The sequence below is a fragment of the Methylobacterium sp. E-005 genome, assembly GCF_022829725.1.
Classification (GTDB): Bacteria; Pseudomonadota; Alphaproteobacteria; order Rhizobiales; family Beijerinckiaceae; genus Methylobacterium.
The window spans coordinates 22,099-47,811 of the sequence record NZ_JAKSYG010000212.1 but is presented as its reverse complement, the minus strand read 5'-3'; the positions used below and the strand labels follow the sequence as shown (position 1 = coordinate 47,811).

Below are 25,713 nucleotides of genomic sequence, written 5' to 3'. Positions count from 1 at the left end.
GCCTCCCATGTCACTATGGCTTGTCAGCATCAGGTGTCATTTCTTATTGACACCGCGCAGCCGGGAGATCAATCCCGGTTGGGGTCTGAAAGCGGGGCAAGCGTGGCGCAGGAGCGCGTCGTCGTGATCGGAGCGGGGATCGGTGGCCTGGCCGCCGCGCTGCGGCTCGCGCAGGCGGGGCTTGACGTCACCGTTCTGGAACGGGCGGCCAAGCCGGGCGGCAAGATGCGCAGCGTTCCGGTCGGCGGGGAGTCCGTCGAGGCGGGGCCGACCGTCTTCACCATGCGCTGGGTGTTTGAGGAGCTGTTCGCCGAATGCGGTGACCGACTCGCCGACCAGGTGGCGTTGAGCCCGGCGAGCCTCCTTGCCCGGCACGCCTGGAGTCGTGACGAACGCCTCGACCTGTTCGCAGATATCGAGGCCTCGGCCGCCGCCATCGCAGCCTTCGCAGGCCCCCGCGAGGCCGATGGCTACCGGCGGTTCTGCGCCCGGTCGGCAGAGGTCTACAACACCCTCGAAGGCCCGTTCATTCGCGACGGGCGAACCAACCCGGCCGGTCTTGCAAAGCGCGTGGGGATCTCTGGCCTCGGCGACCTCTGGCGGATCCAGCCCTTTGCCACGTTGTGGTCGGCGCTCGGCACGTTCTTCCGCGATCCGCGGCTGCTGCAGCTGTTCGGCCGCTACGCCACCTATTGCGGCGCCTCGCCGTTCAGCGCGCCGGCCACGCTGATGCTGGTCGCCCACGTGGAGCAGGCCGGGGTCTGGACCGTGGCGGGAGGCCTGAGCACCCTGGCGCAGGCGGTCGCGGATCTCGCCGCGGAGCGGGGGGCCGTGTTTCGCTACGGCTCGCATGTCGAGCGCATCGTCACCGAGAAAGGCGGGGTTGGCGGCGTCGTCCTGGCCGGCGGAGAGCGCATCAGCGCGGACATCGTGGTCTGCAACGCCGATTGCGGGGCCCTCGGCGCCGGATTGCTCGGCCCCGATGCGATCCAGGCCGGCGAGCGGCTTGGACCGACCGAGCGCTCGCTCTCGGCCGTGACCCTGTGCACGGTGGCGGAGACCCAGGGCTTCCCCCTCGCCCACCACACCGTGTTCTTCTCGCGGGACTACCGGGCCGAGTTCGACACCATCCTGCGCAAGCGCCGTCTGCCCGACGACCCGACCGTCTATGTCTGTGCGCAGGACCGGACGGAGTCCGGCGGCGCGCCGGCAGGTCCCGAGCGCCTGCTCCTCCTCGTCAACGCCCCGGCGGATGGCCGGGACCGCCCGCACACCCCGCCGGAGATCGAGACATGCGCCAGGACCCTCGTCCGCCGGCTGGAGGCCTGCGGGCTGAACCTGGATATGGCGGCGCCCGTGACGACGACGCCCCGGGATTTCGAGGCGCTGTTCCCGGGGACGGGGGGCGCACTCTACGGGCGGGCGGCGCAGGGTTGGGCTGCGACGTTCAAGCGGGCCGGGGCGCGGACGGCAGTGCCGGGCCTCTATCTGGCGGGGGGCTCGGTCCATCCGGGGCCGGGCGTGCCGATGGCGGCACAGTCGGGTCGGCTTGCCGCGGCGGCGATCCTGGACGACCGCGCTTCGATGGCGCGGTCGCGCAGGGCGGCTACGCGTGGTGGTACGTCGATGCGGTGAGCGATGATGGCCGCCAGGGCCTTACCATCATCGCGTTCATCGGCAGCGTGTTCTCGCCGTACTACGCCTGGAGCGCCGAGCGGGACCCGTTCGATCATTGCGCGATGAACGTCGTGCTTTACGGCGAGCGCAGCCGCTTCGCCATGACGGAGCGCCGCGTCGACAGCCTGTCGCGCGACGCGGACCACATCGCGATCGGACCGAGCGCGATGCATTGGGACGGCACGGCGCTGACCGTCCGGATCGACGAGCGCGGGTCTCCCCTGCCCCACCGGCTGCGCGGCACGGTCCGGCTGGAGCCGCCGGGCTTCACCGCCGGTCCGTTCCACCTCGATCGCGCCGGGCGCCACCGCTGGTGGCCGATGGCGCCGTCCTCACGGGTGGAGGTCGCGTTCGATCAGCCGGACCTCAAATGGACCGGCAGCGCCTATTTCGACACCAACGACGGAGACGAGGCCCTGGAGGACGCGTTCACGCGCTGGACGTGGTGCCGGGCTGACCTGCCGGACGGAGCAGCCATCCTGTACGACGTGCAGCACCGGGAAGGCGGCGGCCAGAACCTGTCTCTGCGCTTCCACCGCGACGGCAGCCGCCGGGAGATCCGACCGCCCACGGCCGCCCGCCTTCCCGCGACCCGGCTCTGGCGGATGCCGCGTGAGACCCGCAGCGATGACGGCCGTGCCCGTGTCCTGACCACCTACGAGAACACGCCGTTCTATGCCCGCTCGCTGCTCGCCTCGACGCTCTGCGGAGAGCCGGTACGCGCGATGCACGAGAGCCTGTCGCTCGACCGGTTCCGCAACCCGCTCGTGCGGCTGATGCTGCCGTTCCGCATGCCGAGGCCGCCGATCGCGCGGTGAAACCCGCATCGGTCAGCACCGCGCAGGTTCCACCGGGCTGTGCGAAGGTTCAGCGGCGAACGGATCCCGCGGACGGATGCATCGGGCGAGGTGCCCTCCCGACTGACGACGCTGTTTACCGTACGGCCCCGCTTGTGCGAGAGGGCGTCGGCTGCGATCCTCGCGCCCTCAACCGAGGCGGTCACCGGAATGCGAGAGGACGAGGCGTCATCCGGCCCACGCGTTCTGATCTACAGCCACGATACTTTCGGGCTCGGCCATCTGCGCCGGTCGCGGGCGATCGCCAACGCGATCGTGTCGAGCGACGGCCGGGCGCGGGCGGTGATCGTGTCGGGATCGCCGGTGATCGACCGCTTCGCCTTCGCTGCCGGCGTGCAGACCGTCCGGCTGCCCGCCGTCGTCAAGTTCCTCGATGGCAGATATGGCAGCCGTGACACCGCCGTGCCCCTCGACCGGACGGTGGCGCTGCGGACCGAGATCATAACCCGCACCTGCGCGGCCTTCGATCCCGACATGATCATCGTCGACAAGGAGCCCGCTGGCTTCCACGGCGAATTGTTGCCGACCCTCGAATGGGCGACCGCGCGCGGGATCCGCCTCGTCCTCGGCCTGCGCGACGTGCTCGACGAGGCCGACCGCCTCGTCCCCGAATGGGAGCGCAAGGGGGCGGTCGAGACGATGGCGCGCTTCTACGACGAGATCTGGGTCTACGGCCTGAGCCGCATCCACGAACCCCTGGCGGCGCTGCCGATGGATGCCGAGACCGCCGCCCGGATCGCCGAGCGGATGATCTTCACCGGCTACCTGCGCCGTGAGCTGCCGGAGCGACGCTTCGGGCGCGAGGAGCCCGCCGTGGCGAAGGGGCCGTTCATCCTCGTCACCCCGGGGGGCGGCGGCGACGGCGCCGCGCTGATCGACTGGGTCATCGCGGCCTACGAGGCCGATCCCGGTATCCCGCTGCCCGCGCTGATCGCCTTCGGCCCGTTCCTCGACGACGCGGCCCGCGACGGGTTCGATTCGCGCATCCGCGCCCTGGCCGGGCGGGTCGCCGCCATCACCTTCGACAGCGAGATCGAATTCCTGATGACCAAGGCGGCCGGCGTCGTCGCCATGGGGGGCTACAACACGTTCTGCGAGATCCTGTCCTTCGATCGCCGGGCGATCCTCGTGCCGCGCACCGAGCCGCGCCGGGAACAGGCGATCCGCGCTCTGGCGGCGGAGACCCTGGGACTCGTCCGCGTGCTGATGGAGGAGGATGGTCGGGCGCCCGAACGCATGGCCGCAGCCCTCCGGGCCCTGCCGGACCAGACCGAGCCGTCGCGCGTCCTGGTTCCGGGCCTGCTCGGCGGGCTCGAAGCCGTCGCCCGCCGGGTCCGGGCGCTCGCCGGCTCCCGCCTGAGGGATCAGCGCGTACGAGCCTACTCGTGACCGGGCGACGGATCGCCGTGGTCCTGAAGGGCTATCCGCGGCTGTCCGAAACCTTCATCGCCCAGGAGATCCTGGCCCTGGAGCAGCGGGGGCTGCCCCTGGAGATCTGGTCCCTGCGCCGACCGACCGACCGGTTCCACCACCCGATGCACAAGGCGATCCGCGCCCCGGTCTCCTACCTTCCCGAGTATCTGCACACGGCGCCGGCGCGCGTCCTGCGGGGCGCCGGCGCCGCGCTACGGCGGCCGCACCTGCCCGCGCTCCTGGCCGTTTTCGCCCGCGATCTGTGGCGCGATCCGACACGTTCGCGGCTGCGCCGCCTTGGACAGGCTCTGGTGCTCGCCCGGGAATTGCCCGCGGCGGTCACGCATATCCATGTACATTTTCTGCACACGCCCGCCAGCGTCGCACGCTACGCCGCGCTGCTGACGGGGCGCGGCTGGAGCTTCTCCGCCCATGCCAAGGACATCTGGACAACGCCGGACTGGGAGCTGACCGAGAAGCTGCAGGACGCCCGCTGGGGCGTGACCTGCACCCGCGACGGTCAGCAGCGCCTCGACCAAGTGGCGCCGGGCCGGACGCTGCTGGCCTATCACGGGCTCGATCTCGGACGTTTTCCCGCGGCGCCCGGCCGGGAGACCGGGCGCGACGGCAGCGAGGCACCGTTGCGACTCCTCTGCGTCGGGCGTCTCGTCGCCAAGAAAGGGCACGACGACCTGATCGACGCCCTGGCGGGCCTGCCCGCCGCCCTGCACTGGCAGCTCACGCTGATCGGCGGCGGGGAGCTGCGTGGGGCGCTGGAATCGCGGGTGCGCGCGCGCGGTCTCGCCGAGCGTGTGACGTTCCGGGGGGCCTTGGCGCAGCCCGAGGTGATCGCCGCCATGCGCGAGGCCGACCTGTTCGTGTTGCCGACCAAACCCGCCCCCGGGGGCGATCGCGACGGGTTGCCGAACGTCCTGATGGAGGCCGCGAGCCAGGCCCTGCCAATCCTCGCCACGGCCTTCGGCGGCACGCCGGAATTCATTGCCGACGGCGTTCACGGCGTTCTGGTCCGACCCGGCGAGCCGGCGGCCCTGACGGCGGCCCTTCTCCGTCTGGCGCGCGATCCCGATCTGAGGCGGAGGCTCGGAACCGCGGCGCGCGCGCGGCTCGTGCGGGATTTTTCGGAAGAGCGTGCGGTGACGCTGATCGCCAACCGCCTGCGGGTCTCAGCCGGACTGGGCGCAGGGGCGGGCGAAACCGCGCAGGAGGTGCCGGCATGCGCGTCCTGATCGCCGTCACGCATCTGCTCGGCGCCGGTCATCTCACCCGCGCGGCCGCCCTCGCCCGAGCCTTTGCGACAGCCGGCCACGAGGTGATGCTGATCTCCGGGGGCGTTCCGGCCCCGCTGGTGCGTCTCGACGCCGTGCGGCTCGTGCAATTGCCGTCGCTGCACATCGTCGGGACGGCCTTCTCGACCATGCTTCGGCCGGACGGGGAACCTGCGGATCCGGCATGGCTGGCGCGTCGCCGCACCCTGATGATCGACGCCCTCGGGACCTTCGCGCCCGATGCCGTGCTGACCGAGCTGTTCCCGTTCGGCCGCCGCGCCCTTGCGGCGGAGTTCCTCGCCCTCGTCGAGGCCGCGCATGCCCGGGTGCCGCGACCGCTGGTCCTCGCCTCCGTGCGCGACATCCTCGTCGCGACAACGCGGCCGGAGCGGATCGCGCAGGCCCATGCCCGCGTCGCGGCCTTCTTTGACGCGGTGCTGGTTCACGGCGATCCGACACTCGTGCCCCTCGACGCGTCCTGGCCGCTCGACGCCGCGACGGCTCGTAAGCTCCGCTACACCGGCTATGTGGACGAGGGAACGCGCCCGGCCCCGGCTGAGACGCGCGCCGGCGTCCTGGTCGCGGCCGGTTCCGGCCCGGCCGGGCTGCTCCTGCTGCGCGCTGCCGCCGATGCGGCTCGGCGGCGCCCGGATCTGGGCTGGCGGATCCTCGCCGGGCATGGCGTTCCGGAGAACGCGTTGTCCGAGATCGGGGCCAGGCTGCCGGCGGGCGTTCTCGGACGGGCCAGGCCGGATTACCGGAGCCTACTAGCCGCCGCCGCGCTCTCGGTGAGCCAATGCGGCTACAACACCGCGACCGACCTCCTCGCCGCCAAGACGCCTGCCGTCTTGGTCCCGTTCGAGGCGGGCGGCGAGACCGAGCAGCGATTGCGCGCCGAGCATCTTGCCGCGCGCGGCCTCGCCTGCGTGTTGCCTGAGGCGGAGCTGAGCCCGGGGGCACTGCTACGGGCGGTGGAGGCGCGGCTCGCTGCCCCCCCGCCCCCCGCGCATGAGATCGACCTCGGGGGCGCGGCGCGCTCCGTCGACATCGTCGCGGCGCTCCATGCAAGACAGTGCGAGGGGAGGCGCTCGCCCGTGGCTGAGACCGTCGCCGGGGCGAGAGAGTCCCTCACTCCTGCGGGGGACGCTCGGGGTGAGGGACGAGACGTCTCGGAACCGGCTGCGCCATCGCCGCGTCGGGACGGCGCGTTTCGGCAGGACGCCGTGCCTCCATTCACTAGCCCCTCTTCCGCACCGGAGCGGACCCCCGCGCCTCATCCCGCTGCGGGTCCGCCCTGGCACGTGCTGCATCAGGCCCTCGATGCCGCCAGCGCAAGCGGCCATACCATCCCCTTCCTCTGGCGCGATGACGACGCGGTCACGGCCACGCCCGCCCTCGACCGGCTGATCGAGTCGGCCCAGTCTCACGACACGCCGCTCCTGCTCGCCGCCATCCCGGCGGGCATTGAGCCTGCCCTTGGGCGACGCCTGGAAACGGCGCCGGAGGTCAGCGTCGCGGTTCACGGCTTCGCACACCGGAACCACGCGCCGCCCGGCACGAAGCCCACCGAGTTCGGCGCCGACCGCCCCGTGGCCGATCTCGTCGCAGATGCGGAGGCTGGCCTTCGCGTCGCCCGGGAGCGTGTGCCGGACGCACACCTGCTTCCGATCTTCGTGCCGCCCTGGAACCGCCTCGCGCCGGCATGCGCCGCCGCGCTGCCGGATCTCGGCTATCGCGGCCTGTCCGCGGTCCCTGGACCGCCGATCCCTGGCCTCCGCCGGATCGACGCCACGCTCGACCCGATCGACTGGCGCGGCTCACGCTCCGTGCGTAACCCAGGAACGATGCTCGCCGCCCTCGCCGACGATATCGCGCGGCGTCCAGAGCGCCCCCTCGTCCTGCTGACGCATCATCTGGTGCAGGATAAGGCCGTCTGGCGCTTCGTGGAACAACTGCTGACCATCCTCCTCAAGCATCCCGCGATCGAAAAGCTGCATCCACGATGCCTCTTCGACCATGCCGCAATGGACAGGCGTGGTATGCCGCCCCATCATTCGCGTCTCCAGATCGCGGGGACGGTTTGAGCACACTTCTGTCCATCAGGGATCTTGCGATCACGTTCCGAGCCGAACCGAAACCGTTCGAGGCGCTTCACGGCCTGTCCCTCGACGTGACGCGCGGGCGGACCCTGGCGCTCGTGGGCGAATCGGGCTCTGGCAAGTCGGTGACCGCACAGGCGATCCTGCGGATCCTGCCGCCCTCCGCCGCCATCACCCGTGGACAGATCCTGTTTCGCGACGGCGCCGCGGAGGTCGATATCGCGCGGCTTCCCGTCGAGGGGTCAGCGATGCGGGCGATCCGTGGCCAGCGCATCGCGATGATCTTCCAAGAGCCGATGACCTGCCTCTCGCCGCTCCATACGATCGGCGATCAGATCGGCGAGGCGCTGCGCATCCACATCGGCGCCGACCGGCGGGAGGCCGATGTGCGCACGCAGGAGGCGCTGGCCCGGGTCGGCTTTCCGGATCCGAAGCGCGCCCTTCGGACCTATCCGTTCGAGTTGTCGGGCGGCCTGCGCCAGCGCGCGATGATCGCCATGGCGCTGATCCTGAAGCCGGCGCTGCTGGTCGCCGACGAGCCGACCACGGCGCTCGACGTCACCACCCAGGCCCAGATCCTTGCCCTGCTGACTCGGCTTCAGGAGGAGACCGGGATGGCGATCCTGCTCATCACCCACGATCTCGGCGTGGTTGCCAATGTCGCCCACGACGTGGCGGTGCTCTATCGTGGGCGCCTCGTCGAATCCGGTCCGCGCGAGGCCGTGATGCGCGCGCCCGGCCACGCCTATCTCCGGGCCCTTGTCCACGCGGTGCCCCGGTTCGACATGGCGCCGGGGGAGCGCCTGACCCCGATCCGCCCGGCCCAAGCCGAGATCCCGCCGGTGCGGGTGCGGGCGCCGCTGGCGGGACCGATCCTCCAGGTCGAGAGGGTGAGCAAGACCTTCACGCTGCGCTCAGGACGCCTGTGGCAGAAGCCACGGCTCGTCCATGCCGTCTCCGACGTGTCGCTCAGCCTCGCGGCGGGCCAGACGCTCGGGCTGGTGGGCGAATCGGGCTCGGGCAAGACCACGGTCTCGAAGATGATCATGCGGGCGCTCGCGCCGGATTCCGGCCGGATCCTGTTTGACGATGGCAGCGGCCCGCGCGATGTCCATGGCCTGAGCGGCGACGCGCTGTTCGCCTACCGGCGCACGGTCCAGTTCGTGTTCCAGGACCCCTACGCCTCCCTCGATCCGCGCATGACGGTGCGTCAGATCCTGAGCGAGCCGATGGAGATCCATGGCGTCGCTGTCGCGAAGCGGAAGGAACGCTGCCGGGCCTTGATGGCCATGGTCGGCCTGGAGGCGAGCGGTCTCGGGCGCTATCCGCACGCCTTCTCGGGTGGACAGCGCCAGCGCATCGGGATCGCCCGCGCACTCGCGGTGGAGCCGCGCCTTCTCGTGCTCGACGAGCCTGTCTCGGCGCTGGACGTGTCGGTGCAGGCGCAGATCTTGAATCTGCTCAAGGATCTTCAGGCGGCTTTGGGGCTCTCCTACCTCATCGTCTCCCACAACTTGGCGGTGATCGACTACATGGCGGATACGATCAGCGTGATGTGTCGGGGTCGCATCGTCGAAGAGGCCCCCCGGGCCGCGCTGTTCCGCAGGCCGGTCCATCCCTATACGCGGGCGCTGCTCGCCGCCGTACCCGATCCGAGCCTGGATCACCCGCTCGACTTCGCCGCGGTGGCGGCGGACCGGAATGACCCCACGCGTTGGGAGGCGCCCTATCGTCTCCAGCCCGACGAGGCGGGCACGATGCGCGCCATCGAGCCCGGCCATCAGGTGCGGTTCGGCGGCGCGCCGGAAGCGGTGGCCGCATGAGCCAGATGCGTCCACCCGTCATGATGGAACGCCTGCGACGGAAGGTGCTGGCGCCTCTGTTCGACCGGCTGGGCTACGATCTCGTGCCGGCCGCACCCGACTGGAGCCACCGCCCGACCTCCCCGCGCGAGGTCGCGACCCTGCTGGAATCGGCCGCCGCCATCCTGGAGCGCGACCTTGCGGCGGCTGGGCTCACGCCGGATGGCGCGGTCATCGATCAGGTCCGCACCTTCTGGTCGCTGATCCCGACCGCGCCTGTGCGGCAGCGGCGAGGTGGCAGCGGGTTCAATGGCGCGCTGCAGCTCTACGTGGCGATGCGGGCGCTGCGGCCCCGCTTTGTGATCGAATCGGGGGTTTTTCGCGGGCTCACCACTTGGGTGATCCGACAGGCCTGCCCGGAGGCGCGAATCTTCTGCCACGATCCCGATCTGTCGGGGCTCCAGTACCGCGACCTCCAAGCTCGCTACAGCACCGCAGACTGGTCGACAGCGGAGTGGTCGATGCTCGATCCAGCCACCACGGTGGCGTTCTTCGACGATCATGTGGCGCAGGGCCGCCGGGTGGCGGAGGCGCACGCCCGCGGTCTGACCCGGCTGCTGTTCGACGACGATGCGGCCGGTCACCGGATTCACGCCCATGGCGGGCCGGCACACCCGACCATCGCGATGATCACCGGCCCCGAACGCAGCCCGGAGCCGATCCGCTGGACCCGCAACGGACGCCAGTTCGAGCAGCCGGTGGACGACGCGCTGGTCCGTCAGGCGGCTGGCCTGATCGCGCGGTCCCACGCCTTCGACGATTTGCATCGGGCCACCGGGTATTCGCCGGCGCGGCTGACCTCGGTGACGTTGCGGGGTGGGCCATGAATGAGGCGGACGGACGCGTTGGCGACACGGCTTCGGGCACGGACGCGGGTCCCCACTCCCGTGCGGAAGAGGGACAGGGTGAGGGACGAGAATTTTCAGGACGAAGTGCGCCCTGTCGGCGCATCGATCGCGTGCCCCATCCGGAGAGGTCTCGCCCCTCACCCCAAAGGGTCGCGCTCAATGATCCGCCGCGCTGCGCACCGGAGACGCTCGGCGATTCACGCTGCGACGCGCGACGGTCCGATCTCGTCTCCCGCCGCGCCCTTCTCGCCGGCGTCGGCGCTACCCTCATCGGGTCGCACTCACCGCAACGGGCCTTCGCCGACATCCCGCCGACCGATGTCCCCGCTCCGCCGTCCGCGCCCCTCGTGGTCGATCTCGCCGCGCATAATCGGCGGCTCGGCACGGCCGGCGGCACGATCCGGACGCTGATCGCCAAGGCGCGGGATGTCCGCTACCTCTCGGTCTACGGCTACACCCGCCTGATCGGCTATGATGCCGACCTGAACCTGCGGCCGGATGTGCTGGAACGCGTCGATGTCGCGGGCGGGCGCTTCACCTTCACCCTGCGCCAGGGCCATCGCTGGTCGGACGGGCATCCGTTCACCACCGAGGATTTCCGCTACTTCTGGGAAGATGTCGCCAACGAGAAGGCGCTGAGCCCGGAGGGGCCGCCGGCTTTCTTCCGGATCGACGGCAAGCTACCTCAGGTTGAAATACTCGACCCGGTCACCATCCGCTACAGCTGGGACCGGCCGAACCCGCTGTTTCTGCCCGCCCTGGCGGCGCCGCGGGACCCGCTCATCTACCGGCCGTCGCACTATCTCAAGCCGGTCCATGCCCGCTACATCGGCAAGGACGCCGCCGACGCCAAGGCTAAGGCCCTCAAGCTTCGGAGCTGGGCCGCCCTGCACAATCGCATGGACGACAATTACGAGCTGAACAATCCGGACTGCCCGACCCTGCAGGGCTGGGTGCCGCGGACCCGCTCCCCCGCCAGCCGGTTCCGATTCGAGCGCAACCGGAGCTATCACCGGGTCGATACGGCCGGCACCCAGCTTCCCTACGTCGATTCGATCGTGATGGACGTGGCTTCGCAGGGTCTCCTGGTCGCCAAGACCAATGCCGGCGAGGCTGACCTGATGTTCCGTGGGCTGTCGATGCCCGATATTCCGAGCTTGAAGGAGGGCGAGGCGACCCATCACTACCGCACCAACCTCTGGCCGGTGGCACGCGGTTCTGAATTCGCCCTCTACCCGAACCTGACGACCCTCGATCCCATCTGGCGCCAGCTCAACCGCGACGAGCGCTACCGCCACGCCCTGTCGCTCGCCATCGACCGCCGGACACTGAACAACACGCTGTTGTTCGGGCTCGGCACCGAGGGCAACAACACGATCGTCTCGGATAGCCCGCTGTTCGAGCCGGAGATGCGGACCCTCAACGCCAGCTACGACCCGGCCGCGGCAACCAAGCTCCTCGACGCGATGGGGCTGACCGGTCGCGACGGCTCCGGAACGCGGCTGCTGCCCGGCGGCCGCCCCCTGGAGATCGTCGTGGAAAGCGACGGCGAGGCCGAGATGGTGCTCGACGCGCTGCTTCTCATCACGGAGTTCTGGCGTGAGGTCGGCATCCGGCTGATCGCCAAGCCGCAGGAGCGTACGAATCTGCAACGCCGTTCGATCGGTGGCATGACCGTCATGGTGGCCGCCCAGGGGCTCGACCTTGCGGTCCCGACCGCAATCATGCCGCCGACGGAGCTGAGCCCGGCGCAGCCGGAGCATTACGCCTGGCCGCTCTGGAGCATGAACGTCGAGAGCCAGGGCAGAAACGGGGAGCCCTGCGACGTCCCCGAGGTTCAGCGCCTGCTCGACCTCGACCGGCAGTGGCGCGACACCAGCGATGCGGCCAAGCAGGCTACGATCTGGCGCGAGATGCTGATGAACCACGCGCGCAACACCTGGGTGATCGGCACGGTGGCGGGGGCGCTGCAGCCTGTGATCGGCGCCGATCGCCTGATCAATTTGCCGAAGCGCGCCCTCTATTCCTGGGCGCCCACCGCCATGATCGGCGTGCAGCGCCTCGACGAGCTGTTCTGGGACCAAGCCGCCGACAAGCGGGTGGAGGCCCGGTGATCGCCGTCATCCTCCGCCGCATCCTCACCATGGCGGCGACGCTGTTGGTGATCTCGGCGCTCGTCTTCATCATCATCAAGCTGCCGCCGGGCGACTATCTGACCAATCGGATCATGGAGCTGCGCGCCACCGGCGATGCCAGCTCGGTGGCGAAGGCTGAACTTCTCATCAAGCAATACGGGCTCGATCGGCCGGTCTGGCAGCAATACCTGATGTGGATCGGGGTCATGCCGGGGTCGGTGGGCTTCTCGGGGCTGCTCCAGGGCGATTGGGGCTGGTCGTTCGAATACGACAAGCCGGTGGCGGACGTGGTCGGCGACGCCCTGTGGCTGACCCTGCTGATCAACCTGACCGCAGTGGTCTTCGTCCATCTTGTAGCGATCCCGGCGGCGATCTACTCGGCGACGCACCGCAACACGTTCGGCGACGCCGTGGTAACCCTGCTGGGCTATGTCGGCCTCGCGGTGCCGGGCTTTTTGCTGGCGCTGATCCTGTTGTTCTACGCCAATCGCTGGTTCGGGCTGTCGATCGGCGGCCTCTACGATTCGGCGCTGACCAACCAGCCCTGGAGCTGGGAAAAGATCCGCTCGCTGCTGGGCCATCTCATCGTGCCGACCCTGGTGATCGGCCTCGGCGGGACGGCGGCGATGATCCGCCGGATGCGCGCCAACCTGCTGGATGAACTCGCCAAGCCCTACACGGTCACGGCCCGCGCCAAGGGCCTGCCGCCCGTGCAGGCACTGCTGAAATACCCGTTCCGGATGTCGCTGAACCCGTTCGTGGCCGATATCGGCAACCTGCTGCCGCACCTCGTCTCGGGCTCGGTGCTGGTCTCGCTGGTGCTGAGCCTGCCCACGGTGGGACCTCTGCTCCTCGACGCCCTGCGCAGCCAGGATCAGTTCATGGCCGGCTTCATCCTGATGTTCGTCGCTTCACTGACGCTCGTCGGGATGCTGATCTCGGATCTGACCCTGGTCTGGCTCGACCCACGCATCCGCATGGGGCTGCGATGATGGAGGCGATCCCCGCTGACCGCCACTTCGTCGACCCCGCACCGTTCGAGCCGGAGGCGGGCCCCGAAGGCCGGACGGAAAGCGCTTCCGCATGGCGGCTGATCCTTCGAAAATTCCTGCGTCACCGACTCGCCGTAGCCTCGGCCGTGATTCTCATCGCGCTTTACGCGATCGTGCCGTTCGTGGAACAGCTGGCGCCCTACGGACAGGCGCGGCGCAACGGCGATTTCCTTTATGCGCCGCCGCAGGGCGTTCACCTGTTCGACGAGGGCCGCTTCATCGGGCCCTTCGTCTACCCGTACCGGGCGCATCTCGACCTCGACACGTTCCGCCGGGACTACAAGGCAGACACGTCCACCCCTCAGCCGGTGCGTTTCCTCTGCCGGGGCGACGGCTACGACTGGCTCGGGCTCGTCCATACCGATCTGCACCTCGTCTGCCCGCCGGAGAACGGAACGCTGTTCCTGCTCGGCACCGACAAGCTCGGCCGCGACCTGTTCTCGCGCCTCATCTACGGGGCGCGGATTTCGCTCACCATCGGTCTCGTGGGCGTGGCGATCTCCTTCGCGCTCGGGCTCTTCTTCGGCGGCATCGCGGGCTATTTCGGCGGGATCGTCGATGCCGGGGTTCAGCGGCTGATCGAGGTGGTGCGTTCCCTGCCGGAGCTGCCGCTGTGGCTCGCCCTCTCGGCCGCCCTGCCGCCGAACTGGAGCCCGCTGCTGATCTTCTTCGGCATCACGGTGATATTGGGGCTTCTCGACTGGCCGGGGCTCGCCCGGGCGGTGCGCGGCAAGCTCCTGGCCCTGCGCGAGGAGGATTTCGTCCAGGCGGCCGAGCTGATGGGCGCGTCGCCCGCCCGGGTGATCGGCCGGCACCTGATTCCGAACTTCATGAGCCACCTGATCGCCTCGGCGACCCTATCGATCCCCACCATGATCCTCGGCGAGACCGCATTGTCCTTCCTGGGTCTGGGTCTGAGGCCGCCGGTGACGAGCTGGGGCGTGCTTCTCAACGAGGCGCAGAATTTGGCGGCGGTGCAGCTCTATCCGTGGCTGCTGGTGCCGGTTTTGCCGGTGTTGGTGACGGTGCTGGCGTTCAACTTCCTAGGGGACGGGCTGCGGGACGCGGCCGATCCGTATCATTGAGACAGGACGAAGATAGCTGCTCGCCTGTCGATCAAGCGTTGCCGACCTGCACACCGGCCGCTCAGTCATCGGTGAGGGCTGATTGAAGTGCTCGCAGGTGGATTTCGCCCGCGCCAGGAAGGCGGAGTCCGGCGCGCACGACGTCTGCGGCGGAACCATGATGACCGCCGGCGATCTGACGATTCATCAAACGCTCGAAGGGTCCACCCAGCGGCGGCATGGCGTTTCCTGCCGTGGCGCATCTCCGGCCGTAGGTTGTCCCGGACCCTCGTCACGCGCGAACGCGACGCGTTCGGAAGGCCTTCGCTCCATCCTACGAACGTCGCATCAGGGTCTGCTGCATGCCGGGCGGCTGCGCCCTCACCCTGCCAGCGGCAGCGGCGCGATCCGCGCCGGCGCTGCAGCACTCTTGCGCTCCAGCAGGCCCGGTAGCGGCACCGGCGCCTCGATGGTGCAGACGACGCCGGTCGGCTCGTAGCTCAGCGCGACCTCACCGGCGAGTTCCCGGGCGAGACTGCGCTCGATCAGTCGTGAGCCAAAGCCGGTCCGGGTCGGCTTCTTCACCGGGGGGCCGCCGCGCTCGGACCAGCGCAGGTAGAGCCGGGTCTCGCTCTCACGCCGGACCGTCCACGAGATATCCACCACGCCGCCCTCGATCGAGAGCGCGCCGTACTTCACCGCGTTGGTGCCCAGTTCGTGCAGCGCCATGGCGATGGACAGGGCGAGACGCGGCGCCAGTCGTAGGGGCGGACCGGTGACCCGGAACCGTGAGGCACGGCCATCGCCGGATTCGAGGGGCCGGATCGCGTCGGCGACCACCGCCGAAAGTTCGGCGCCCTCCCAGCTCTCCCGGGTGAGGACGTCGTGGACCCGGGCCAGCGCCAGCAGGCGCGCCTCGAAGGCGGCCCGGGCGGCATCGGCCTCCGGGCCTTCGAGGCCGCGCAGGGACTGCACGGCGATCGACTGGACCGTGGCCAGCGTATTCTTTACCCGATGATTGAGTTCGTGGATCAGGAGCAGCAGGTGCTCCTCGGCGCTTTTCGCGTCGGTGATGTCGATGTTGCAGCCGGTATAGCCGAGGAAGTTGTGATCGTCGTCGAGGCGCGGCACGCCCTCGCAACGCAACCAGCGCACGATCCGGTCCCGGTCGATCACTCGAACTTCGATCCGGAAGGGCACCCGGGCATCGAAGGCCTCGGAGAACGCAGCCCGGAAACCGTCAAGCTCGTCCGGATGGATGATCCGGGTCCAGCCCTCGTCGGCCAGTTCCGCCGCCGGCATCCCGAACATGTGCTCGAAATGCAGGTTCGCGAAGCTCACCGCGCCGGTCTCGTCGGTCATCCAGATCAGAGCCGGCGCCGAATCGGCCATGTGCCGAAACCGGGCCTCGCTCTCGCTGAGCGCTGTCAGGCCCCGCCGCGTATCGGCGAGCGCCCTGTCGCGTTCCTCCTCGCGAGTCCGCAGTCGGAGTGATGCGTCGGATAGAACCAGGGCGAGGCGCTGAATCTCGTGGACCGGCGAAGAGATCCGCGGGATCGCCTCGCCCCGCGCCAGGGCGGGACCCGAGGCCGCCAGCAGGCGCAGAGGGCGGGAGACCCGCGACCACAGATTGACGGCCAGCAGCGACGAGGTGGCAAGCACCAGAAGTCCGAAGCCCGCGAAGGCCCAGACCCAACGCCGGACGCGGGCATCCACCAGGGCCTGGGGGATACTGGTGGCGACCATCCAGCCGGTGAGGCGGGACCGCGCCTCGATCACGACGACCGGCTTGTGCTGCCGGTCCTGGCCTTCCCAGACGCCGGGCGTCGCTGATTGGACTTGCCGGAGGCTCGCCAGCCGAGGCCGGCCCACCACCGCGTCGGGATCGGGCAGGCGTGCCAGCACGATGCCGTTGCGGTCGCTGATGCCCGTCGTCCAGCCGGGTACGACCTCGCGCGACAGGATGCCCTGCAGGCGGGACAGCGGGACGGTGAAGCTGAGGATGTAGGCGACCTCGCCGTCGATCATCACGGGCACGCCGACCGCGTAGGTGGCCTCGCGCGCGGAGAGACCCGGTACGTAGCCGCTGACCATGGCGCGCTGTGTGCCCCGCGCCAGTTCCTGATCGAAGGGCAGGGCCATGACGGGCATCGGCGCGCTGCGCGGCACGCCGGTGTTGACGACTTCCTGGCCGTTCGGCCGTCTGAGCAGGACGTCGAGATCGATGGACTCGCGCACGAGCCGCGCCTGCGCGTCGAACGCGTCGAAATCGCCCTGGCGGATCCGCGGGGACGTGGCCAGCGTCTGCAGCACCGAGACGAGGCCCGCCGTATCACGATCCAGCGACAGGCCGATCCCACGCACGTTTTCCCGGGCATCCTGCTCGAATCGCGCCCGTTCGGCCGAGGCGTAGCGCATCAGCAGGATGCCGGTGAACAGGAGACCCGGCCCGATCAGCGCCACGACGAGGGCGATCAGATAGACTTGCGTCGAGAATCCATTGCCTGCGAAACGGTGAAGCAGCCGCGACAGCCATGACCGGCGCGCAGGGATCACCGCCGGGACGCCGCCGCCCTCGGCCTGCTGGTCCGGACTCAAGCGGGGCCCGTCCCCGGCCCGCGGTGCCCCGCGGGCTCCTTGCCGTTCCCTCGCCTCATGATCGATCGATATGGCCGAGATCGCGCCCCGGGTCGAGGTGGTCCCGCACCCGCTGCTTGATCGCCTTGACGTCGGGAAAGCCGCCGTCCCGTACCCGTTCCCACAGCAGGACGGTGCCGATCTCGATCCGGAACGCGCCACCCGAGGCGGGAATCAGGGCAACCTCGCCGAGATCGTCGCGAAAGGTCGAGAGCAGTTCCTGCGCCATCCAGGCCGACCGCAGCAGCCAGTTGCACTGCGTGCAGTAGGTGATCGCCACGCGCGGGCGCAACGCCCGGCTCGCGCCCTCCGCCGTCACGTCGCTGCCGGGATTCACGCCCTTTGGCTCCTCGTGCATCCCGGCACAGCGCACCGGGGCGGCGGACTTGTCAACCTTGGGGCGGTCGGCAAGCTGAGACATCGTGGACGCATCAGCGGGGTGAGCATCGGGTTCTTGAACCGCGTCGCGGCCTGTTTCGCCATCCGGGCTTGAACGGAATACGCGTCGCCGCGCCGATCATCGCAGAGGGACCTCGCCTGGACCCGTGCTGGGTCCTCTTCCGTGAGCGAGCGATAAGGGATTGCGATCCGGGCGCTTCCACGAAATTCCGGCCTTGGGAGCAACGCGATCGGCCTGGTGACGGCGACTTGAGCGCAGGATCATTGCGAACCGCGCTTGACGTTTCGGCCCGCCGCGCCCTAGAAGGCCCGCCACCGGTTCGCCGCGCTGGACAAGCGCGGGCGACACGTCGGACCTGGCGCCGGCACGGACGGTTAGCACAGCGGTAGTGCGTTCCCTTCACACGGGAAAGGTCGCAGGTTCGATCCCTGCACCGTCCACCATCTCCCCCAAATCTCTGACAAACGCCACGGTTTGCCGCCTGGAAGCCCCATGCTAAGGCCGCACGATCGGCGAATGCACAAGCTTGGACCCGGCCCGATCCGGGTCGCAGGTCACCGGCAGGGGAAGGGCGGAAGCAGCGATGAAGGACATCCTCGACAAGCTCGAAGAGCGCCGGGCCAAGGCCCGCCTCGGCGGTGGTGAGCGGCGCGTCGAGGCGCAGCACAATCGCGGCAAGCTTACCGCCCGGGAGCGGATTGAACTCCTCCTCGACCACGGGTCGTTCGAGGAATTCGACATGTTCGTGCAGCATCGCTCCACGGATTTCGGGATGGAAGCCCAGAAGATCCCGGGCGACGGCGTGGTGACCGGCTGGGGTACGATCAATGGCCGGACCGTCTTCCTGTTCTCCAAGGACTTCACCGTCTTCGGCGGCTCCCTGTCGGAGGCGCACGCGCAGAAGATCGTGAAGGTCCAGGACATGGCGCTGAAGATGCGCGCGCCGATCATCGGCATCTTCGATGCCGGCGGCGCGCGCATCCAAGAGGGCGTCGCCGCGCTCGGCGGTTACGGCGAAGTGTTCCGCCGCAACGTCATGGCCTCGGGTGTCATCCCGCAGATCTCGGTAATCATGGGCCCCTGCGCGGGCGGCGATGTCTACTCGCCGGCCATGACCGACTTCATCTTCATGGTTCGCGACACGAGCTACATGTTCGTGACCGGCCCCGATGTCGTGAAGACCGTCACCAACGAGGTCGTGACCGCTGAGGAACTCGGCGGCGCCAAAGTCCACACGACCAAGTCTTCGATCGCGGACGGCGCGTTCGAGAATGACGTCGAGGCGATTCTGCAGATTCGCCGGCTGCTCGACTTCCTGCCTGCCAACAACATCGACGGCGTGCCGGAGCTAAAAAGCTTCGACGATGTCGAGCGGCTCGACTCCTCCCTCGATACGCTGATCCCCGACAACCCGAACAAGCCCTACGATATGGGCGAGCTGATCCGCCGTGTCGTGGACGAGGGCGATTTCTTCGAGATCCAGGCGACCTACGCGCGCAACATCATCACCGGCTTCGGCCGAATCGAGGGGCGCACCGTCGGCTTCGTGGCCAACCAGCCCCTAGTCCTGGCGGGCGTGCTCGATTCAGATGCCTCGCGAAAGGCCGCGCGATTCGTGCGTTATTGCGACGCCTTCGGCATACCGATCGTGACCTTCGTGGACGTGCCGGGCTTCCTGCCGGGCACCGCCCAGGAATATGGCGGCCTGATCAAGCACGGCGCCAAGCTGCTCTTCGCCTACTCACAGGCGAGCGTTCCGCTGGTCACCATCATCACCCGCAAGGCCTTCGGCGGGGCCTACGACGTGATGGCGTCCAAGCATGTCGGTGCCGACGTCAACTACGCGTGGCCGACCGCCCAGATCGCCGTGATGGGTGCCAAGGGCGCCGTGGAGATCATCTTCCGCAGCGAGATCGGCGACCCGGAGAAGATCGCGGCCCGGACCGGCGAGTACGAGGATCGCTTCCTGTCACCGTTCGTGGCGGCCGAACGCGGCTACATCGATGAGGTGATCATGCCGCACTCCACCCGGCGCCGGATCGCCCGGGCGCTCGGCATGCTGCGCACCAAGAAGATGGAGCAGCCCTGGAAGAAGCACGACAACATCCCGCTCTGAGGCGGGCGGACGGCCCGGCGGCACCGGCCGCCGGCTTCAACTCCGGTCGCTGTGCTCGATCACGGCGCAGAGGGTCAGTGGTCCCTTGTCGGGCGACACCATCGCCGAACAGGTGACCCGGGCACCGCCGAGATCGACATTGCTGTGGCGGAGCCGGACGGAGGCCTCCTGGGCCTTGTGGGCGGCCTGAGCGATCACCGCAGCATCGATGCCCGTCACCGCGTGACCGGCATGGCCGAACAGATCGTAATAGGAGTCCGGCGGGTTCGCCCCGCGGAACTGGGCACCGACCGAGGACAGATCCGGCCCGCCGCAGGCGAGCGTCAGCGTCATATCGGGGCTCACGGAGAAGCTCGCGTAATCGCTGCGCCGCTCGGTCGCCTTTGCGGCGGTCTCGGAGATCACGCGATCGACCAGGGTCTCGCAGGACTGGGCCCTCGCGGATCCGGGCATCGCCGCGAGGCAGGAGAGGGCGAGAAGGGGCAGCAGCGTGCGCATTCCGGACAGGTAGCGCGGCACGCGGCGGGCGACGAGCGCCGCGGCGTTCGGTAGCGGGGCTGCGCGCCGAAACCCTGACGTGATTGTCAATCCCGGATAGACGGTGCTTCGGCCGCGATCAGGCGGACCTGTCTCGTCGCAGGTTGCGTGCCTCGCCCGCCAAAAGCCTGCGCCGGAGGCGGGCGATACCCTCGCGTTGCAATTCGCTCGGCGCCGAATGGGCGCCGGCGACCTGGGTCAGCATCGCGATGAGGTCCCCGCGCTCGGCCGGCGTCAACGACTCGCGCAGGAGCGGAACGAGTTGCTCGGACACTTGCGAGAAGGGTCGGCGCGCCTGCGTGTAGCCCCAGGCCCGCTCGAAGGTCGCCGAGATCCGCTCGATCTGCAGAGGCGTCTCCATGAATTCGAGGATCCGCGTCTTCTCGCTCGCCGTGAGCGGACTGCCCGTGCGCACGATCTGGATCATCAGGATCGTCGCCGCCAACCGCGGATCGCGCACGCGTTGCAGCGGCGTGCCGACGATATCCTCGAAGGTCGACACAGCCCGGCGCTGCAATCCCTTCGTGTCGCGGTCGACGACCTGCAGCCCCTTGACCGTGCCGTGGACCCGAAGAACCCAGAACAGGATCGCGGTGAAGATGCCAATGAGACCGAGGATAAGCGGCATGATCGTCTTCTGTCGAATCGACAAGGGACGGTTTCATGCGGCGGGACGAAAATCAAACGACGATGGAAGACCCACAGTCGACGAAGAATTTCACGATGACATCAAGCGATAAGCGACGACTGGCTGAATCTGTATTTTCGATGCAGGCACCAGTCATGCAAGGGCGCTGGAGCTATCTTTGACAGCTCGGAATTTTTCAGGCGGCTGCCGCATCATCCTGGCCAAGTTCAAGGAGCACGATCTCGGGCGGCACACCGAGCCGCACGGGGATGCGGCTCATGCCGAAGCCCCCGGACACGATCATGTGTCGGCCATCCTGCACTATGTGGCCATAGGAATAGTCGTGACCGCGGACCTTGCGGATCGCAGGGGATCGTCCGAACAGGCGAACCTGCCCGCCATGGGTATGGCCGGCGAGTGTCAGGGAGACACGGTCAGGCATGGTGGCGAAGATGTCGGGCTCGTGTGCCATCAGGATCACCGGCGCCGAATCGGTGACCGCCTGGAGCGTACGTGGCACGTCCGCATAACTCAGCGACATCCACGTGTGCATGAACGGTTGCTGGTCGGCCAGACCGGCGAGCCAGAACGGCCGCCCGTCCTTCACCAGCCGGATGGCCTCGTTCTCCATCACGGGGATGCCCCGGTCTTCCAGGAGCCGCTTGACCGCGGGGGTCCCGCTGCGGGCCTGCTGGACGACCTCATCCTCCCACCAATCGTGATTCCCCAGGATCGCGTGCGTGCCGAGCGGCGCCTTCAGGTCTTCCATCATGCGGGCGAACTGACCGAGGGGCAGCTTCCGCCACGCGATCAGACCCGCCGGATAGTCCCCGAGCAGCAGCACCAGATCCGGCTTGAGCGCGTTGGTGGCATCCACGATCTCGGCGACCCGGTCGAAGGGCATGTAGGGTTCGCAGATGTGAAAGTCGGCCAGGACGGCCACGCGCAACCGCAGGGCCGGATCCCAGCGCGGCAGGGCCGGCGCGTAGGAGGTCACCACGAGGCGGTGCAGCGGCTCGACGTCGAACGCGTAGACGCCCGTGGCCGCGGTCATTCCGACCCCCGCGCCGAGGCCGGTCAGGAACTGCCGTCGGCTCGGCAGGATCAGCATGGCACCATGTCCGCTCGTCTCGTGTCGCGCCGGCGCCGCGTTAGGGACATAGTCCGGCGAAAGCGGGGCGGCCTCGGCGACTCTGCCGCATCGCCGGTTCAGGAAAGCTGAATACGGCTGACCGTGGCGGGACAGCCGGTCTATAAGGCCTAGTCCTATCCAGCCAAAAAGATCCGATTTCAGATGCTGAACCGTCCCCTGCGCATCGGCACCCGCGGCTCCCCGATGGCGCTCGCGCAGACCGGGATGGTACGCGACCAAATCGTCGCGGCGAACCCAGGCCTCGAAACCGAGCTGGTTGTGGTCACCACGGTGGCCGACAAAATCCTGGATCGCCCCCTATCGGAGATCGGCGGCAAGGGGCTGTTCACAAAGGAATTGGAACAAGCCCTCTTCGCCGACGCGGTGGACGTCGCGGTCCACTCCATGAAGGACGTGGAGACCTGGCTTCCCGAGGGCCTGACCATCGCCTGCATCCTGGAGCGCGATGATCCGCGGGACGCCTTTCTGTCGCCGCACGCTGACGGGCTGACTGGCCTGCCGCCCGGTGCGCGGGTCGGGACCTCGTCGCTGCGCCGGGGTGCCCAGGTGCTGATGCGCCGTCCAGACCTCAAGATCGTTCCGTTGCGCGGCAACGCCAACACACGGATGCGCAAGCTCGAAGCCGGCGAGTGCGATGCGACGCTCCTCGCCTTGGCCGGCCTGCAACGCCTCGGCTTGGAGTCGATGGCCCGCAGCATCCTCTCCGTGGAAGAAATGCTGCCCGCCGTCGCGCAAGGCGCCCTTGGCATCGAGTGCCGGGCCGCGGACGACGCGATCCGTGCCCTTCTGGCGCCGATCGCCTGCGCCCGCACGACCACGGCGATCACGGCGGAGCGCGCCCTCCTGGCTGAACTCGACGGCTCTTGTCGGACGCCGATCGCCGCCCTGGCGCAGATCGAAGGCGAAACCCTGACGCTCCACGGCCTGCTGTTCCTGCCGGACGGCAGCCGACACTGGTCGGTTTCGCGCCAGGGGCGGGCTGCCGACGCCGAGCGGATCGGCCGCGAAGCCGGGGCGGCACTCAAGGCCGATGCTGGCGAGACTTACGTGCGCGATCTGAAGTGAGGTTCACCGCTTCGCATCGTCGCCTGAGCGACCGCCGGATCGTTCGCGATCGCGGCGGATGCTCCGGCGGACGGCGATGAGTTGCCAGAGTCCGATCCCCATCACCACGGCGAAGGCGAGGCCGAGATCGAGGGCGGCGAACGTGAACTCGCCCATTCCCGCGCCCCGTCAGGACGGGGCGGATCGACCGAAGGCCTCCCGCTCTCGCATCCGCTCGATCAGGTCGAGGACGTGGACGACACGTCCGGCCACATCCCACCAGGGCCGAAGGGCGGGCCGCTGGCACAGGGGGGAGACGGGATGGCGCGTGACCGCCTCGATCAGGAACCGCGCCTGCGGCAGCGCGGGCGCGGCGGAGCCTGGGGCAGTGGCGCGCGGGCGGGTTGCCCGGGCGATCAGGGCGAGCTTGCGCGCACCGCCGACGCGGGACCGGCGCGAGACCGGATCGTGTCCCGATGCTGCGATCACCCGCCCGATCTCGCCGTAGATCATCCCCGCGGCGCGGATGGCCGGCCGGCAGCGCTGCGGCAGTGCAGCGATTCCGGCTTCGGCCTGGATGTAGAGCCTGTCCGCCTCGGCGAGCAGCCGGGCAACGATGTCGGCCAGGGCCGGGCTCGGCCGCGGATCAGCCAGGAAGGCGTCGGGGTCGAGCCCGGCCGCCAGCATCCAGTCGAGCGGCAGATAGATTCGGCCCATGCGAGCATCCTCGCCGACGTCGCGGGCGATGTTGGTGAGCTGCATCGCGGCGCCGAGATCGCAGGCCCGGGCCAGGGCCTCGGGCGTCCGGACGCCCATGATCAGCGCCATCATGGCGCCGACCGAGCCGGCAACGCGGGCCGCATAGGCGTGCAGCGAATCGAGGTCGGCGTATCGCCGCCCCTCGGCATCCCACGCGAAGCCCTCGATGAGTGCCTGCGGCAAAGCCTCCGGTATCGCGAACGCGGCTACGATTTCCGAGAATGCGCGATCGGCGGGCGTGTCGGCGGGCTCGCCGGCATAGGCCCTGGCGATCCGATGTTCGAGGCGGGCAACCGCTGCGTGGCGGGCCGCCGCGTTGGCGGCCTCATCCACCAAGTCGTCCGAATAGCGGCAGAAGGCGTAGAGACCGTAGGCGGCTTCGCGGACCTCCCCCGGCAGCATCTGTCCGGCCGCGAAGAAGCTCTTCGATCCCCGCCGGATTGCGGTCCGGCAGGCGGTCCGGTCCGCCGCGGCGGCGAATTCAGGCGGTAACACGGGCATCGGGAACCACGCTGTCGAGGACGCGGGCGGAGGAGAGCACGCCGGGTAGGCCGGCGCCCGGATGCGTACCGGCGCCGACCAAGTAGAGGTTGCGCACGTCGCTCGAGCGGTTATGCGGCCGGAACCACGCGGACTGGGTCAGCACGGGCTCAAGCCCGAAGCCCGAGCCACGATAGCTCAGGAAGTCGTCCTGGAAATCCTGGGGCGTCGTCACGCGGGACGTGACGATCGACTCGGAAAGGCCCGGGAGCACGCTCGTCTCCAGAATGCGGGCGATGCGGCGCCGGTATGGCTCCGCCAGCGCCCGCCAATCCTGGCCGCCAGCCAGATTCGGCACCGGTGCCAAGACATAGAAGGCATCGCATCCCGGCGGCGCGAGGCTCGGATCGGTCGCGGTGGGACGGTGCAGGTAAAGGCTTGCATCGTCGGCCAGCACCTTGCGATCGAAGATGTCGGCCAGGAGCCCGCGATAGCGCGGCCCGAGCAGGATCGTGTGATGATCCACCTCGGGATAGCGGCGCTTCGTTCCGAAATACCAGACGAACAGACCCATGGAGGAGCGGGCGCGACGGTAGCGCCACGGACTCCAGCGCTGTGCCTCCGGCAGCAGGCGCGCATGGGTGACCGCTGAATCGGCGTTCGAGACCACCAGATCCGCCGCGATCATCTCGCCGCCGCGGAGTTCCACTCCGGTCGCCGCTTTGCCTTCGACCCGGATGCGGGCGACCTCAGCGCCGAGCCGCACCCGTCCGCGCTGGCTGCGGATCAGGCGCACGAGGCCATCGACCAAGTGTCCGGTGCCGCCCATGGCGAAGTGGACGCCCCAGCGGCGCTCGAGATCCGCGATCAGGCAATAGATCGCGCTGGCCCGGAAGGGATTTCCGCCGATCAGCAGCGGGTGGAAGCTGAACACCGTACGCAACCGCTCGTCGCGGATGAAGCGTGCCACCACCTCGTGGACCGAGCGGTGGCCGGACAGGCGCATCAGATCCGGGGCAATCTTCAGCATCGCGCCGATCCGTCCGAACGGGACATGCCCGAGCTGCTCGAACCCGATCTCGCAGACGGCCCGGCTATGGGCCATGAAGCGCTCATAGCCGGCGATATCCTGCGGCGCGAACCGGGCGACCTCTTCGCGCATCCGATCCGGATCGCCGCTATAGGCGAACGACGAACCATCGGCGAAACGGATCCGGTAGAACGGATCCATCGGGACGAGCGTCACGTCGTCCGAAAGTCGGCGGCCCGCCAGCGCCCAGAGTTCCTCGAACAATTGGGGCGCCGTGACGATGGTTGGTCCGGCATCGAAGGTGAAGCCGTCCTGCCGGTGAACCCGCGCGCGGCCTCCGGCCTGTTCCAGACGCTCCAGAACCGTAACGCGGTATCCGCGGGCGCCGAGCCGGACGGCGGCGGCGAGCCCACCGAAGCCTGAGCCGATGACCACCGCATGCGGTCGCCGATCACGCTCCTGTCCTACGTTCTGATCGACCGCAAGTGTCAGCATGACTTGACACTATCGCGGCGTTTCGACGGCGCGCAAGGGTCAATCGTCGACTGACGTCGCCATGCGGTACCCCGCCGCGATAACATCGCACCTGGCGCGGTGGCGCTTGCGTCGCGTGCCGGGGATTCGCGTCGTGTCCGC

21 protein-coding genes and 1 tRNA gene are annotated in these 25,713 nt (G+C 69.0%); 13 read left to right on the top strand and 9 right to left on the bottom strand.

Going from position 1 to position 25,713, the window contains the following annotated elements; translation table 11 throughout:
- The first annotated feature begins 78 nt into the window (after nt 1-78).
- The 10 genes from crtD to MKK88_RS24975 all read left to right on the top strand — a co-directional run bounded on the left by crtD (nt 79) and on the right by MKK88_RS24975 (nt 14,314).
- Nucleotides 79-1,635 carry a 1-hydroxycarotenoid 3,4-desaturase CrtD gene (crtD, locus tag MKK88_RS25020; RefSeq protein ID WP_279602523.1) on the top strand — a complete coding sequence of 519 codons (1,557 nt, stop codon included), beginning with the start codon at nt 79-81 and terminating at the stop codon, nt 1,633-1,635.
- Complete coding sequence (locus MKK88_RS25015) at nt 1,632-2,495, top strand: carotenoid 1,2-hydratase (RefSeq protein WP_244004583.1); 864 nt, start codon at nt 1,632-1,634, stop codon at nt 2,493-2,495. The genes crtD and MKK88_RS25015 overlap by 4 nt, the downstream gene beginning before the upstream one ends.
- A 189-nt stretch (nt 2,496-2,684) precedes the next feature.
- Nucleotides 2,685-3,923 carry a glycosyltransferase family protein gene (locus MKK88_RS25010; protein ID WP_244004581.1) on the top strand — a complete coding sequence of 413 codons (1,239 nt, stop codon included), beginning with the start codon at nt 2,685-2,687 and terminating at the stop codon, nt 3,921-3,923.
- Nucleotides 3,920-5,194: a glycosyltransferase family 4 protein gene (locus tag MKK88_RS25005; protein WP_244004579.1), complete on the top strand. Its 1,275-nt coding sequence runs from the start codon at nt 3,920-3,922 to the stop codon at nt 5,192-5,194. Before MKK88_RS25010 ends, MKK88_RS25005 begins: the two co-directional genes overlap by 4 nt.
- The gene (locus MKK88_RS25000; RefSeq protein ID WP_244004577.1) at nt 5,182-7,317 is read left to right on the top strand and encodes a glycosyltransferase; all 2,136 of its coding nucleotides are present in this window, start codon (nt 5,182-5,184) and stop codon (nt 7,315-7,317) included. The genes MKK88_RS25005 and MKK88_RS25000 overlap by 13 nt, the downstream gene beginning before the upstream one ends.
- Entirely contained in the window at nt 7,314-9,155 is a 1,842-nt protein-coding gene (locus MKK88_RS24995; protein WP_244004575.1) for an ABC transporter ATP-binding protein, read from the top strand. Before MKK88_RS25000 ends, MKK88_RS24995 begins: the two co-directional genes overlap by 4 nt.
- Nucleotides 9,152-10,021, top strand: a complete 870-nt coding sequence (locus MKK88_RS24990; RefSeq protein WP_244004573.1) for a hypothetical protein — start codon at nt 9,152-9,154, stop codon at nt 10,019-10,021. The genes MKK88_RS24995 and MKK88_RS24990 overlap by 4 nt, the downstream gene beginning before the upstream one ends.
- Before the next feature lie 368 nt (nt 10,022-10,389).
- Nucleotides 10,390-12,156 (top strand): ABC transporter substrate-binding protein, encoded by a 1,767-nt coding sequence (locus tag MKK88_RS24985; RefSeq protein ID WP_409566703.1) that lies wholly within the window; start codon nt 10,390-10,392, stop codon nt 12,154-12,156.
- The gene (locus MKK88_RS24980) at nt 12,153-13,169 is read left to right on the top strand and encodes an ABC transporter permease (protein ID WP_244004569.1); all 1,017 of its coding nucleotides are present in this window, start codon (nt 12,153-12,155) and stop codon (nt 13,167-13,169) included. Before MKK88_RS24985 ends, MKK88_RS24980 begins: the two co-directional genes overlap by 4 nt.
- On the top strand, nt 13,166-14,314 hold the full coding sequence (locus MKK88_RS24975) for an ABC transporter permease (protein ID WP_244004567.1): 1,149 nt from the start codon (nt 13,166-13,168) through the stop codon (nt 14,312-14,314). Before MKK88_RS24980 ends, MKK88_RS24975 begins: the two co-directional genes overlap by 4 nt.
- 61 nt (nt 14,315-14,375) lie before the next feature.
- On the opposite strand, the gene MKK88_RS24970 is transcribed toward MKK88_RS24975, so the two are convergent.
- From MKK88_RS24970 to MKK88_RS24960, 3 genes are all read right to left on the bottom strand, one after another.
- Nucleotides 14,376-14,534, bottom strand: coding sequence for a type II toxin-antitoxin system ParD family antitoxin (locus MKK88_RS24970; protein ID WP_279602522.1), 159 nt, complete (start codon nt 14,532-14,534; stop codon nt 14,376-14,378).
- A gap of 140 nt (nt 14,535-14,674) precedes the next feature.
- Complete coding sequence (locus MKK88_RS24965) at nt 14,675-16,891, bottom strand: sensor histidine kinase (RefSeq protein WP_244004565.1); 2,217 nt, start codon at nt 16,889-16,891, stop codon at nt 14,675-14,677.
- Between the two features lie 55 nt (nt 16,892-16,946).
- A complete protein-coding gene (locus MKK88_RS24960) occupies nt 16,947-17,288 on the bottom strand; it encodes a SelT/SelW/SelH family protein (RefSeq protein WP_244004662.1) in 342 nt (113 codons plus the stop codon).
- A 410-nt stretch (nt 17,289-17,698) separates the two neighbouring features.
- Here MKK88_RS24960 and MKK88_RS24955 point away from each other — a divergent pair.
- A tRNA-Val gene (locus MKK88_RS24955) sits at nt 17,699-17,773 on the top strand.
- Nucleotides 17,774-17,913: 140 nt separating this feature from the next.
- Nucleotides 17,914-19,446 (top strand): acyl-CoA carboxylase subunit beta, encoded by a 1,533-nt coding sequence (locus MKK88_RS24950; protein ID WP_244004563.1) that lies wholly within the window; start codon nt 17,914-17,916, stop codon nt 19,444-19,446.
- 36 nt (nt 19,447-19,482) lie between these two features.
- On the opposite strand, the gene MKK88_RS24945 is transcribed toward MKK88_RS24950, so the two are convergent.
- The 3 genes from MKK88_RS24945 to MKK88_RS24935 form a co-directional block, all read right to left on the bottom strand.
- Complete coding sequence (locus MKK88_RS24945) at nt 19,483-20,034, bottom strand: ABC transporter ATPase (RefSeq protein ID WP_244004561.1); 552 nt, start codon at nt 20,032-20,034, stop codon at nt 19,483-19,485.
- A gap of 28 nt (nt 20,035-20,062) precedes the next feature.
- A complete protein-coding gene (locus tag MKK88_RS24940) occupies nt 20,063-20,611 on the bottom strand; it encodes a TerB family tellurite resistance protein (RefSeq protein WP_244004559.1) in 549 nt (182 codons plus the stop codon).
- Between the two features lie 196 nt (nt 20,612-20,807).
- The gene (locus MKK88_RS24935; RefSeq protein WP_244004557.1) at nt 20,808-21,722 is read right to left on the bottom strand and encodes a metallophosphoesterase; all 915 of its coding nucleotides are present in this window, start codon (nt 21,720-21,722) and stop codon (nt 20,808-20,810) included.
- 183 nt (nt 21,723-21,905) lie between these two features.
- Between MKK88_RS24935 and hemC the strand changes: the two genes are divergently transcribed.
- Nucleotides 21,906-22,829 carry a hydroxymethylbilane synthase gene (gene hemC / locus MKK88_RS24930; RefSeq protein ID WP_244004555.1) on the top strand — a complete coding sequence of 308 codons (924 nt, stop codon included), beginning with the start codon at nt 21,906-21,908 and terminating at the stop codon, nt 22,827-22,829.
- Between the two features lie 3 nt (nt 22,830-22,832).
- On the opposite strand, the gene MKK88_RS24925 is transcribed toward hemC, so the two are convergent.
- The 3 genes from MKK88_RS24925 to MKK88_RS24915 are packed head-to-tail and all read right to left on the bottom strand — an operon-like array spanning nt 22,833 to nt 25,572.
- Entirely contained in the window at nt 22,833-22,985 is a 153-nt protein-coding gene (locus MKK88_RS24925; RefSeq protein WP_244004553.1) for a hypothetical protein, read from the bottom strand.
- Between the two features lie 12 nt (nt 22,986-22,997).
- On the bottom strand, nt 22,998-24,068 hold the full coding sequence (locus MKK88_RS24920; protein ID WP_244004551.1) for a phytoene/squalene synthase family protein: 1,071 nt from the start codon (nt 24,066-24,068) through the stop codon (nt 22,998-23,000).
- Nucleotides 24,049-25,572 carry a phytoene desaturase gene (locus MKK88_RS24915; RefSeq protein WP_244004549.1) on the bottom strand — a complete coding sequence of 508 codons (1,524 nt, stop codon included), beginning with the start codon at nt 25,570-25,572 and terminating at the stop codon, nt 24,049-24,051. Before MKK88_RS24915 ends, MKK88_RS24920 begins: the two co-directional genes overlap by 20 nt.
- Nucleotides 25,573-25,713: the final 141 nt, after the last annotated feature.